The following is a 12,938-nucleotide window of genomic DNA, read 5'->3' as shown; positions in this document are numbered from 1 at the left end:
AAACGCTTATGCCTAACCGTTTCGCTCAAAGCGTTTCGCTCAAGCGTTCGCCTCGAAAAAGCGCTTATGCTCAACGCTCTGATATCCAAAAGCGCTGATTTCCATATGCTTTGAAGTAAAAAGGTGGCTCGGTCCTATTGGACCACTACATGGTTAAGCATGCGGCCACCCTTGAGCGTAAGCTATCCATGAACCAAACCGGCGAATACGCCTTAACTGCTACTCCTTAAGCTCATATATCCGCACGCCCCAGGCGGGGAGGCTGTGTTGCTGATGAGATGCCTGCTCAGCTGCCTGCTGCGGCAACTCTGGCAGCGACAGAAGCAGTTTTGACTTAATAACACCAGCTTGTTTATCAGCCAAAGCCGCGTTTTTACCACTTGAAGCCGCTTGATGGGCATCAAAGGTGGCCTGCGTATCCGCAGGCGCCGAATCGATAACCGCTAGCGGCGAGTCAGAAAAGTTGGCTTCTATCAGATACTTCCCGCGATAAATTCGTAAGGCAGCGCAGTGTTGTTTGCTGTCTCTTTGCATATCCTGATTTTGCTTGGCTTCATTGACAACAGCCGCTTCGCAGCCACCGTTTTCAATACGGCCTAATGGCTCGGCCTTAATGCCTGGGTAGAGGGCAAGCAGTTTAAGATATGCACTGTTAAGCGCGCGCTCCTGTGGCAGGCTCGCGGCGCCAAAGTTACCGTTTGCATCCTGTTTAAGGTACCTTGCCATCGCAGGCGCCGACACATAATCGAAGATACTGGTGCGGCTTGGCTTGCCAAAACCGCCCGTTTCACTGCCATCTTCGCCAAAACGCTGGCCAAAATAGAGCATAAAGGGGCCGTCGGTGGCAAACAGCGACACCGCGAGCGCCGGCAGTGCTTTAGCGCCGTCCCCAAGAAACTCGGGGCTTGCTATGCGCTGCTCGTCATGGTTCTCCAAAAAGTGCAGCATGTGCGGCTTGATGTCGGCTATCTCATTGATGCGCTGGCTTATCTCGCCTGCCGACGCCTTACCCTGACTCACGGCTTTTAAGGTGTCGTATAGGCCAACCTTGTCGTACAGCAAATCCAGCTTGCCAAGGCCGATAAAATCGCGGTAACGCTTGGGGTCGTACACTTCGGCGATGAGGAGCGCATCGGGGCGTTTGGCCTTGATGTCACTCACAAGGTAACTCCAAAAGGGCACAGGCACCATTTCGGCCATGTCAAAGCGAAAACCATCGACGCCCATTGAAAGCCAAAAGCGGCTGATATCGCGCATTTTCACCCATGTATCCGGCACCCTGGCTTGCGTCGCCCAAAACGCCTGATGATCGCTGATAGGCTTGAAGGCAAGGCTCACCGGAAGTTTAGGAAAATGCTCGCTGCCATCCGGCGCAACGCCATAGTTGAGTTTGACGGTTTCATACCAGTCATCGGCCTTGGGCGCATGGGGCTCGCCCTTATTGTCACCATTGCCGGTCCATTTGGCGGGAAGCTCGGCAAACTTACCATCCTGCAGGCTCACAATGGCGCTTGGCATGCCTTGGCTGCCTTCACTCGCTGGCACTTCAAAGGCTTTGCCGGGAACATAATAGAAATTGTTATCGGGGGCGAAGGAGACTGAGGTGTCGTCGCCAGCACCAAAGTCAGCTACTTCATAGTCTGCAGCTTCAAAGTCCGCTACTTTAAGGTCTGCTGCGCTGAGGTCGGCAATGTGGCGGTCAGCCATGCCAAGGGGGCGTGACGGCGAGTGATAACGGCGCGCCACGTGATTGGGTACTATATCGATAATCACCTTAAGCCCCGCCTTGTGGCTGCGCGCAACCAGCGCCCTGAACTCATCAAGCCGGTCTGGCACCGACAGCGCAAGGTCGGGGTTTACGTTGTAGTAATCGCGAATGGCATAGGGGGAGCCTGCAATGCCCTTGACCACGTCGGCATCGTCTTTTTCGATGCCAAAGGCGCTGTAGTCGGTCATGCTGGCATGATGCAGCACCCCTGTGTACCACACGTGGCTGACGCCCATGGCGCGGATATCGGCAAGCACGGCATCGCTGATGTCGGCAAACTTACCTGTGCCGTTGGTATCAAGGCTGCCCCAGGGCACATTGTTTGGATTCTGATTGCCAAACACCCGCGGCAACATCTGATAAATCAATACTTCACTGTGCTCTTTGCTGTGTTTGGTGGCAGACGCTGCGGTATTCATCTGTGCTGCATTTAGCGCTGCTACGTTATGCGCTGCGCCATTGACCAGCGACAGCAGTGGAGCCGAGTTCGCTGGAGCAGACAGCAGTGGAGCCGAGAGCAGCGCGGCGCACAGGGCACTCATTCGAAGCGGCGACGAAAAAAGGGCCGCTGCTGCAGGGGCGGCAAAAAGAGAAGGCATGCTTGTCACGATTAAAACTCCAGCACTGTTACGGGGTGAGAAACGCTGAGGGTTTCTGGCAAGGTAAATTCATTACCGTCCATCGGGGCGTTTACTTTGCTGCCGGGCGGCAGAATGTCGGCAAAACGCGCCATGTTAAGTTCGGTCTTTTTAGGGTTTTTATTGAAAATAATCATCACGTTCTTGCCGCTTTGCTCGCAGGCGTGCGTGTCTGTTGCTGGTCCATCGCACGGCGCCAGCCGAAACTGCACATAGAGGCCATTTTCGGGGACAAAGTGCACCAGTCTGCCACGCTGGATGGCAGCGCTTTGGCGGCGAAAATGCAGCAGGCTGCGGATAAAGCCGTGGGCCTCCTTTGCACTTGCTGGGAGGGTGCTGATGTCCGCATCTGTCAGTGATGTTTCACTGAAAAACGGCATATTGGCGCGTACCGCGCCATCGTTTCGGCCCTCTACCGGGCTTTGCATCGCAAATTCGGTGCCGTAAAAAAGCTGCGGTACCCGATTCGAGAGCAGGACATAGGCAAGGGCAATCTTAAACCTGGCCATATCCCTGCCAAGCACGCTGTAGAGGCGGTTGGTGTCGTGATTGCCTTCAAACAGCACGAGATTTTGCGCATTGGGGTAAAGGGTGTCATTCGCGAGCGCCTCATACAGCCTGATAAACCCTGTGTCCCAGTTTTCGTCCTCGTTCAGTGCGTTTAGCAGGGTTTCGTACAGGGGAAAGTCCATCAGGCCGGGCAACTCGCTGTCGTAACCATCGCGGTTTTGCTTACCCGCCTGCCAATAGCTCACTATCGCCGGGTTATTGCTCCATTCTTCCCCAACCAGGTTAAGGCGCGGGTATTCAGTGAGCACTGCGTTGGAAAATGCCTTCAAAAACGCTTTATCGGAATAGGACCAGGTGTCGATGCGAAGGCCCGATAACCCCGCGCTCTCTATCCACCACAGCGTGTGCTGGATTAAAAAGCGCGCCATATGGGGATTGCGCTGATTAAGGTCTGGCATGGTGTCGGTAAACCAGCCGTCGCTAAAGTGGCGTTTATCCGACTCGGCGCTGTAGGGGTCTTGCACCGCCGTGCGTCTGTGGCTGGTAAAAGGCGCCTTGGGATTAAGCCAGTCGCTGAAGGGCAAGTCCTCAAGCCAGGGATGGCCTGAGCCTATGTGATTGAGCACCACATCCATCACAATCCCAAGGCCGTGTCGGCGCGCCTCGTCAGCAAGGGCTAAGTAGTCCTCGTTACTGCCAAAGCGCGGATCGATGCGGTAATGGTCGGTGATGGAATAGCCGTGATAAGAGTACTTTGGCTGGTTATTCTCAAGCAGCGGGTTTATCCAAAGCTGGGTGACACCAAGGTCAGCAAGGTAGGGCAGTCTGTTACGAATACCCTGAATATCGCCGCCATGACGGCCGTCGGGGTCGCCGGGTTTTACTGCGTCGCTAAAGCCCGCGATATTGTCGTTGGCGCTGTCGCCATTGGCAAAGCGGTCGGGGGTGATGAGATAAAGCACATCTGCGTTGTTATAGCCTTGATGCGAATGCCCGCTTTTGCGCGGTAACAGGCGGTAGCGCAGCTTATGGGTCTTATTATCAATCTGAATATTAAGGGTTATATCTCCGGGTTTGGCGTGCTCGGTATTCAGGGTTACAAAGAGGTAATTGGGGCTCTCTGCCGCTTTCACGCTTTCTAATTGCACCCCTTTCGCTTCGGTGGTGCTATCGCCAGGCAGGCTTATTTTGGCGCGGCCAATATCGGCGCCGTGGATCATAAGCTCAACAGAGGGCGTTTTCATGCCGGCCCACCAGTTGGGCGGCGAGACAGTATATGAGGGGCCTGCGCTGTCCGTAATGGCTTGGGCCTGTGCTTCATCTTGTGGCCTCTTGGCATCGTCACTGCAACCGCCGAGAAGCAGCGTGAGCAACATAAGCAACTTAAGCCGGGCTGCTCGCCGCAACGGAAAAAGTGCAAGCCCGTGGCAGCAAGCCTTGGATAGTGAGCTCTGTGGGTGATGAATTGTCATCATCTGCTTCCTTTCGCGTTAAGTGCAGCCAGATAGTCGCTGTGGCTTGGCAATGCAGCGGTTGCCTGCTGCTGAATGCGGCGAATATCGTTAAGGTAATCAGCAATCTGCCCCTCTGGCACGTTAGCTGCCAGCGCCGAGGATGCCTTCGGCAGCAGGCCCTGACCAAGAAACACCTGCTGCCATGCAAGTGCTGAAAAAAGCTCATCTGTGCGGCGAAGGAGGGTGCCGTTTTCGGCAAAAAGTGCCATACGATCGGCAAGACTTTGCGGAAGCTGGATTTGGGCGCGCTCGTGCCAGAAGGGTTCATCGCGCCGGTTAAGCACGTAGTGCAGCACAATAAAGTCGCGTATTTCTTCAAACTCCTGCTTTGACTCGGCGTTAAAGAGCGCGCGGCTGTGCTGATAGTCGTGCCCGGCGGGGAAAAAGCGCACCAGGCGCAGCAGCGCCGATTGCACCAGATGAATACTGGTGCTCTCAAGGGGCTCCAAAAAGCCGCTCGAGAGGCCAATGGAGACACAGTTGCCAACCCATTGGCGTGTGCGCCTGCCGGTTTTGAAGCGGATCCGCTTTGGCTCGCCAAGTGGCTTGCCATCAAGGCTCTTCATCAGCAGCGCCTCGGCCGCGTCATCGCTCATATGGGCGCTTGAATACACCACGCCGTTGCCGGTGCGGTGCGACAGCGGAATGCGCCAGCGCCAGCCTGCCTCAAAGGCGATGGACTGGGTGTAGGGCAATAGTGGCTCGCTGCGCTCACAGGGCACGGCGATGGCGCGGTCACAGGGCAGCAGTGCGCTGTAATCCTCAAAGCCTGCCTTGAGCGCACCTTCAACCAGCAGCGCCTGCATGCCAGTACAATCGATAAAGAAATCCGCACTTAAGGTGTCGCCGTTTTTTAAGCTGATGGAAGCTATACGCGGCTCTTGGATTTGCTCTTGGATTTGCTCTTGGATTTGTTCCTGGCTTTGCTTATCTATGGCACAAGCGTTACCTGCTTCATCGATGCACGCAAGTCCGGTCGCAGGCGTGTGCAGATTGACCTTTTCCAGATGGCCTATGATGTGCGTTACGCCCCGTGCGATGCTGTAGTCCTTCAAAAACGCGCCATAAAGCCCGGCATCAAAGTGATAAGCGTGGGTGAGACCAGAGAGCGGCGTGCCTTGGATACTGGCCATGGGCGCAAATTTATGGGCGCTGGCCGCTTTTACATTAAAAGAGTAATCCCAAAGCGTGCCTGCTTCTTTGCCGTTAAGCGTTTGATTAAGCCACAGCTGGTGAAAAGGGATAAGACCAAGATCCTTACCGATGGCACCAAAGGCGTGCATATAGCGGCTCGTTTTATCGCCCCAGCCCTGAAATTCGATACCCAGTTTGATGCTGCCCTGGGTTTGGCGTAAAAACTCGGCTTCATCAATGCCAAGTGCTTGATTAAATAACGTCAGTGGCGGAATGCTGGCTTCGCCGACACCTATGGTGCCTATGTCGGCGGATTCCACCAGAGTGATATGTAGCTGCTGTTTGAACAGCCGGCACAGGAGCGCGGCGCTCATCCAGCCGGCGCTGCCGCCACCGAGGATGATGACGGATTTTACGGCATTGGGGTTATGGGCGGTTGCCATCTAGCCTCCTTGTGCCTGATGCAGGCTTTGCCAGTGCCTTGCTTTTGCATTGTTTTTGCATGGCTCACGCATTGTTTTGCATGGCCTGAGCATGGGCTCTGAACGTCAATGCAGCATGGCGCTTGCATCCAAGCTAAAAAAAAGCCCTCGCACTGGCAAGGGCTTGTGGCTCACAGACTCATCAGAACTTGTAGTTCGCGCCCAACATAAAGTTGCGGCCGTAGTTCTGGTAGTCACGGACGAAGCGCTTGTCATCACCAAAGTAGGAGATGAACGGCTCGTTGGTGAGGTTATTCACCTGGAAGAGCACGGACAGGCCATACAGCGCGTCGATACCGCTTTCAGAGAAGTCGTAACCAATCTGCGCATCCACCACGGTTTCGGCCATGATGTTGACGTTTTCACGCTGCAGACTGATCTTGGTCACTTCACCAAGGAAATCAGAGCGGTAGCGTGAGCTGATGCGTGCTTCAAAACCACTGTTTTCATAGTACAGGGTGGCGTTGAAGGTTTTCTCAGACAGACCGGGCAGGGTGCTTGGCTCAGAATCGGCGGTTTCTTTCACTTCGCTTTCGTTGTAGGTACCGCTTAAGTACATACCAAGGCCTTCCAGCGGCTGGGCAAAGTAGCCAAAGTCCAGCTGTACTGTGGCTTCAACGCCGCGCACATAACCGCCGTTGCCGTTTTGTGGCTGGCTGATGTTACCGATTGGGTTGCCTGGAACATCGGGGAACAGTTCACCGAAGTTGAAGTCGCTGTTCTGATTGAAAACGTAGTTTTCCAGATCTTTGTAGAATGCGGCGATGGCAAAGTAACCCTGATCGGCAAAGTAGTTTTCGTAGCTGATGTCGTACTGACGGGCAAGCCAGGGGCGAAGCTCTGGGTTGCCGCCGCCACCGGTCCAGTTAACACCATCGCTTGGATTGGCGTTATAGCTGAAGTTGACGTTGGCATTCATCTTGTCCATGCGGGCGCGGGTCAGGGTACGGGCGGCCGCGAGGCGAACTACCTGATCTTCTGCCACTTCCAGCGACAGGTTCATGCTTGGCAGCCACTCAAGATAACTGTCGCCGGCGCTGATGGGGGTCTTGACCACTTTGCCATCTTCAACCGAGGCCACAGTGCCGTCGGAGCTCTGGTCGGTATCCACAGCCTGCAGGCCGAAGTTACCGGTCAGCGGCATGTCACCTATGCTGGTGTCCAGATCCAGTTTGACAAAGGCAGTGGTAACTTCTTCGTACACTTTCCAGGAGTTGGTGGCACGGCTTAAATCAACACTGTCGGCGCTGGTTTCGATGTAGTGGCCATCGTTGTAAAACGCCAGTGAGTCGTAGCTCAGCATGTCGCCCATGCCGAAGAAATCCAGCGAGGTCGGTGCCAGCAGATACTGGGATGGCACGGTTATCATGGCCGGATAGTCTTTCAGGGTCAGGTAGAAACCCTGATCCATCTTGCTCTTGTCACGCTCGGTGTAGTTCAGACCGAAGGTGATGTTGCGAATGGCGCCGGCATCAATCATATACTCGGCGGCAAGGCGCATGGATTTGATTTCATCGTCAATTTCAGGCTTGTTGATAAAGCCGTCCTGACTGTCTGGGCCAACCGGATTACCCCAGCTGAACGGGCCGCCGAGTTTAATCAGCGCCGCATCTGCATAATCGAGGTTATGGCTGAACTGATAGCGGCCATCACCATCGTAAACAAAGCCCAGGGTATCGGTGGCGCCGTTGCCATTACCACGGCCGGTGCCGCTGTAGCTTTCCATACCGATGTCGGTGCGATTGGCGCGGGAAAGGGCGATATCGGCTTCAACTGTCCAGCTGTCGTTGATTTGATACTGGTTGTTCCAGCCAACTGACAGGGCGTCGGCTTCACGGGTGTTTACGTCGTTACGCACCACCACGGCGGCATCATTGATGGTGCCTTCGGTGACCAGACCGTCGGTGGACTTGTTGGCAGTAATGCCGCTGTTACCCCAGCCGGCACCCCATTGGCCCGGAATTTCGATACCGCGCAGCAGCTGCTGGTCATCAAACTTGGAGTAGTAGAGGTCGAGCAGACTGTGGAACTTGTCGTTTGGCTGGTATTCAAGCACGGCCAGTACGCCGTCACGCTGAAGCTCGCTTGAACGGACAAAGGGCTTGGCACCACCCAGTACCTTGGGATTGTTGGCATTGTAATCCAGCTCTGGGTAACCCCAGGCCTGCCAGCGCTCTTCCTGGTTGGGCGAGCTCATACGGGCATAGCCCACCGCCACACCCAGGGTGTCGTCAAGGAACTGATCTACATAAGAGAAGTTGAAGCGATAGCCCTTGTCGGTGCTGTCGCTGTTAAGGGCACCCAAATCGTTGTATTCACCACGGGCACCCACCACAAAGGTTTGCTGGCCATGGGCGAGGGGACGAATGGTTTGCATGTCTACGGTGCCGCCGATTGACTGGGTCATCAGGGTCGCATCGGGGGTTTTGTATACCACCACCTGATTCAGGAGCTCAGACGGATACTGGTCAAACTCCACACCGCGATTATCGTTCACTGTGGCCTGCTCGCGGCCGTTTAAGGTCGCGGTGGTAAAGTCAGGACCAAGGCCGCGGATAGAAATCACGTTGGCGCGGCCGTCGAGACGCTGGGCGGCAACGCCGGGCAGGCGGGCCAGAGACTCGGCAATACTCACGTCAGGTAGTTTGCCGATGTCTTCGGCAGAAATGGCTTCCACCACAGAAGAGTTGGCCATCTTGGTGGCCTGTGATTCCTGCAGCGAGCGGCGAATACCGGTTACCTGAATGACTTCAATGGCTTGGTCTTCAGCTTTTGCGTCCTGGCTCTTTACGGCTTCGTCGGCGCTCTTGGCAGTAACGGCTTCTTCAGCGCCGTGGCTGTACATGCTCACACCTGCGGCAAAAAGCGCCAGGGTCAGCACACTTGGTTTAAATCGCATCATTCATCTTTCCCCTTTGTGTCGCCGGTCTGTGGGTGCCAGCGAGCCTTAAGTGTTGGGACAACAGTCTTTGTTTATTAATGTAATTGGGCATGCGAGCACTTAACTGACTGCATAAGAGCTGTTTTTATGACCAACATGTTGCGCAACGGTGACGATACTACTCCCGCGCCATTTGCCTTCACAACCGGGTGCATACGTATTCAAAAGCGCTGTCGGTGGGCTAACCCAGGCAAGAACCACCAATTGCAACAAAAAAAGAACAAACCAAATGATTTATAACGCATTGAAATTATAGACTTAAAACTCACGATGTGTGCTGTAAGCTAAGTGATTGATTTTTGCATACGTATGCAGGTCTATTGCTGCCGCTTTTGCTTGTCACGTATTCTGCATCCAGCAAAGAAACCACACCCAGTACGCTTACCTGTCGGCAACATTTGGCCAACAGCGGCCGCTGGCCGGGGCCAAAGGCCCGGATACAGAACAGCAAAAACAGCTAAAACAGCAAAAAATAGGGGCGAGAATGAACACGATACCCTGGTGGCGCGGCGCTGCCATTTACCAGATCTATCCGCGCAGCCTGCAGGACACCAACGGCGATGGCATTGGCGATCTGAAAGGGATCATCCAGCGACTGGACTACATTGCCAGCCTCAATGTCGACGCCATCTGGATCTCGCCGTTTTTCCGCTCCCCGATGAAAGACTTCGGTTACGACATCAGCGACTATTTGGATGTTGACCCCATGTTCGGCACCATGGCCGATTTTGATGAACTGATAGCCAAGGCCCATCAGCTCGGGCTTAAGGTGATTATCGATCAGGTGCTCAGTCACACCTCCGATGAACACGCCTGGTTTGCCGAGAGCCGCCAGAGCCGCGATAACCCCAAGGCCGACTGGTATGTATGGGCCGATCCCCGCGAAGATGGCACGGCGCCCAATAACTGGCTGGCCATTTTCGGTGGCTGCGCCTGGGAGTGGGAGCCAAGGCGCCAGCAGTACTATCTGCATAACTTTTTGAAAAGTCAGCCCGATCTTAACTTTCACTGCGAGGACGTCCGCAAGGCCGTGCTCGATAACGTCGAGTTTTGGCTGAAAAAGGGCGTCGATGGTTTCCGTCTCGATGCCATCACTTTTTGTTTCCACGATGAAAAGCTTCGCGACAATCCGGCCAAACCTGCCGACAAACGCGCCGGCCGTGGTTTTTCTGAAGATAACCCATACGCCTATCAGTACCACTGGTACAACAACGAGCGCCCCGAGACCCTGGGCTTTATCGAGGAGCTGCGCGCGCTGATTGACCGCTACCCGGGCACTGTGACCTTAGGCGAAGTCTCAAGCGAAGACTCCCTCGCCACCATGGCCGAGTACACCAAAGGCGATAATCGCCTGCACATGGCCTACAGCTTTGAGCTTTTGACCAAAGATTACAGCGCTGCCTACATCCGCAGCACAGTGGAGGCGCTGGAAAACGCCATCGGCAGCGGCTGGCCTTGCTGGGCGATTGGCAATCACGATGTGGAGCGGGTGCTTAGCCGCTGGGGACAGGGTAAAGGCAGTACCCAAATGGCCAAGATGTTATCGGCGCTGCTTGGCTGTCTGCGCGGCAGTTTGTGCGTTTATCAGGGTGAAGAGCTGGGGCTTACTGAAGCTGACATCCCCTACGAAGCGCTGCAGGACCCATTCGGCATCACCTTCTGGCCTAACTTTAAAGGCCGCGATGGCTGTCGCACCCCAATGCCGTGGCAAAGCGGTGATAGCGCGATGGGCTTTGGCAGCGATACCCCCTGGCTGCCGCTGCCGGATGCCCATCGCCCCCTCAGTGTCGATGTGCAGGAAGCGAACAGGGATTCGGTGCTGAATCAGTTTCGCCGTTTTATGGCCTGGCGCAGCACTCAGCCGGCATTGGTGTCGGGTGGAATCAAGTTTATTGATGTCAATGAGCCTGTGCTGGCGTTTGTTCGTGAGCATGGTGCTGAAAAACTGCTTTGTGTGTTCAATCTTTCTGATGTTAATCAGAAGTGCCGGTTTGCTGAGGCAGAATCTGCCAGCATACTCGAGGGGCACGGGCTTGGCGGCGGCTTGCTTAAAAGCGGCGGCGAGATTGCCCTTGAACCCCACGGCGCGCTGCTGCTAAAGCTTGGCTGATAATCAAGGCACGACGCCACGCGGCTGAAGAGGACGGCCAAGCAGCTAAAAAGAATGGCCAAGCGGCTAAAAAGTAAGCCAATCGGTTAAAAAGAGTGCCGCTTGGCTTATCTGCTACCGTTTAGCAGGGCAAAGTAAGCAAATGATTGAGCCCTCGGCTCAAGACGGATTGAGGCGCGGATTAAGTCGGAGCGGATTAATTTGGTTCAAAATCTGCGCAGAAATAAGGCAGTATCCATAACGCTGTGGATATAAAACGCAGCGGATATAAAGCAGTTTCTATCACAACACCGCTAAAACAACTTAGCCCGTTTACATCAAGAGCAACAAGGGCAACAAGAACAACAAGAGCAACAAAAGCAACCTGCAAGGAGAACAGCATGGCTTCCGGTGTACCTATGACGGCGTCAAAGTCGTCCACAAACCAAACTGCAGTGGGGCAGAGTCAACCTCAGTATCTGTTTGCCCTGACATCCCTCACCACCTTGTTTTTTATGTGGGGCTTTATCACTTGCCTCAACGACATCCTTATTCCGCATTTAAAAGCGGTATTCAGTTTAAGTTACGCCCAGGCGATGCTGATTCAGTTTTGCTTTTTCGGCGCTTACTTTCTGGTGTCGGTGCCGGCGGGCGTGCTGGTGAAACGCTTAGGCTATCAAAAGGGCATAGTGGTGGGGCTTTTGACCGCCGCCCTTGGCTGCGCGCTGTTTTACCCGGCGGCGGCTTATGCGACTTACGGTCTCTTTCTTGGCGCGCTGTTTGTGCTGGCAAGTGGCATCACAGTGCTGCAGGTGGCGGCCAATCCCTACGTAACAGCCCTTGGGCCGGTAGAAACCGCCTCAAGCCGCTTGACCCTGACCCAGGCCTTTAACTCCCTTGGTACCACACTCGCGCCATCCTTTGGGGCACTGCTGATTTTGTCGGTGGCGGTGGGCGCCTCGGCCGAAGCCGAAGCCGAGGCGGTGAAACTGCCGTATCTGCTCCTTTGCGGCATGTTGATTGTGCTCGCGGTGGTGTTTTCGCTGATAAAACTCCCGCACGTCAATGAACATGAGCAGCAGGACGACGCAGCAGTGATTGAAGGCAAAAGCGCCCTCAGTCACCGCCATCTGGTGCTTGGCGCCATCGGCATTTTTGTCTACGTTGGCGGCGAAGTGGCCATCGGCAGCTTTTTGGTGAACTTTTTAGGTCAGGCCCATGTGGCGGGGCTCGAAGAAGCCGACGCCGCCCATTACATCGCCTTTTATTGGGGCGGCGCCATGGTGGGACGTTTTATCGGCGCGGCCGTGATGCAAAAAGTAGCCGCCGGCAAGGTGCTTGGCTTTAACGCGCTGATGGCAGCGCTGCTGGTGGTGGTCGCCATGATGAGTGAAGGCGCCGTGGCGATGTGGGCGATTCTGGCGGTGGGGCTTTTTAACTCCATTATGTTCCCGACCATTTTCAGTCTGGCGCTGAAAAACTTAGGGCCTGCTACTGCCCAGGGCAGCGGTATTTTGTGCCTCGCGATTGTAGGCGGCGCCATAGTGCCGCTGCTGCAGGGTGTGGTTGCCGATGTGGCGGGACTGACGATTTCCTTTGTGCTGCCGGTGCTTTGCTATGCCTATATCCTTTTTTATGGTCTTAAGGGCTCGTCTGTCGCGGCCGACAACGTTGCCGAGAACGTTGTTGCCAGATAATGCGGCGGGCTAAGGTGGCGGGCTAAGGTGACGAATAAAGCGACCGCCCTTATCCACGAAACCTGCTTACGCCGATGATAAAAGCGCGCCTTTTGAGGCGCGTTTTTGTTTGCCGCGCGTAAGCGAGCTTTGCCAACAGGCGCTGCATTGGCGCAATTGTTTCTC

At 55.0% G+C, this 12,938-nt stretch carries 6 protein-coding genes; 2 read left to right on the top strand and 4 right to left on the bottom strand.

Features of this window, described 5'->3' with window-relative positions:
* Positions 1–219 precede the first annotated feature (219 nt).
* From KJI95_RS16140 to KJI95_RS16125, 4 genes are all read right to left on the bottom strand, one after another.
* Positions 220–2,310, bottom strand: a complete 2,091-nt coding sequence (locus tag KJI95_RS16140) for an alpha-amylase family protein (protein WP_250885888.1) — start codon at positions 2,308–2,310, stop codon at positions 220–222.
* Between the two features lie 68 nt (positions 2,311–2,378).
* Entirely contained in the window at positions 2,379–4,292 is a 1,914-nt protein-coding gene (locus tag KJI95_RS16135; protein WP_284730717.1) for a glycoside hydrolase family 13 protein, read from the bottom strand.
* A 95-nt stretch (positions 4,293–4,387) separates the two neighbouring features.
* The gene (locus KJI95_RS16130) at positions 4,388–6,007 is read right to left on the bottom strand and encodes a tryptophan halogenase family protein (RefSeq protein WP_214508214.1); all 1,620 of its coding nucleotides are present in this window, start codon (positions 6,005–6,007) and stop codon (positions 4,388–4,390) included.
* Positions 6,008–6,188: 181 nt separating this feature from the next.
* Entirely contained in the window at positions 6,189–8,948 is a 2,760-nt protein-coding gene (locus KJI95_RS16125; RefSeq protein WP_214508213.1) for a TonB-dependent receptor, read from the bottom strand.
* A 523-nt stretch (positions 8,949–9,471) separates the two neighbouring features.
* Between KJI95_RS16125 and KJI95_RS16120 the strand changes: the two genes are divergently transcribed.
* Positions 9,472–11,097, top strand: a complete 1,626-nt coding sequence (locus KJI95_RS16120) for an alpha-glucosidase family protein (protein ID WP_214508212.1) — start codon at positions 9,472–9,474, stop codon at positions 11,095–11,097.
* A gap of 398 nt (positions 11,098–11,495) precedes the next feature.
* A complete protein-coding gene (locus tag KJI95_RS16115) occupies positions 11,496–12,773 on the top strand; it encodes a sugar MFS transporter (RefSeq protein ID WP_432653813.1) in 1,278 nt (425 codons plus the stop codon).
* Positions 12,774–12,938: the final 165 nt, after the last annotated feature.

It is taken from the genome of Shewanella jiangmenensis, assembly GCF_018596335.1.
GTDB classification, from domain to species: Bacteria; Pseudomonadota; Gammaproteobacteria; order Enterobacterales; family Shewanellaceae; genus Shewanella; species Shewanella jiangmenensis.
This window is presented reverse-complemented; position numbering and strand designations above follow the sequence as displayed.

Bases quoted from the DNA above. Each gene is read 5' to 3' on its own strand.
- KJI95_RS16140 (WP_250885888.1), bottom strand. From the start codon at position 2,310: ATGAGTGCCCTGTGCGCCGCGCTGCTCTCGGCTCCACTGCTGTCTGCT.
- KJI95_RS16135 (WP_284730717.1), bottom strand. From the start codon at position 4,292: ATGTTGCTCACGCTGCTTCTCGGCGGTTGCAGTGACGATGCCAAGAGG.
- KJI95_RS16130 (WP_214508214.1), bottom strand. From the start codon at position 6,007: ATGGCAACCGCCCATAACCCCAATGCCGTAAAATCCGTCATCATCCTC.
- KJI95_RS16125 (WP_214508213.1), bottom strand. From the start codon at position 8,948: ATGATGCGATTTAAACCAAGTGTGCTGACCCTGGCGCTTTTTGCCGCA.
- KJI95_RS16120 (WP_214508212.1), top strand. From the start codon at position 9,472: ATGAACACGATACCCTGGTGGCGCGGCGCTGCCATTTACCAGATCTAT.
- KJI95_RS16115 (WP_432653813.1), top strand. From the start codon at position 11,496: ATGACGGCGTCAAAGTCGTCCACAAACCAAACTGCAGTGGGGCAGAGT.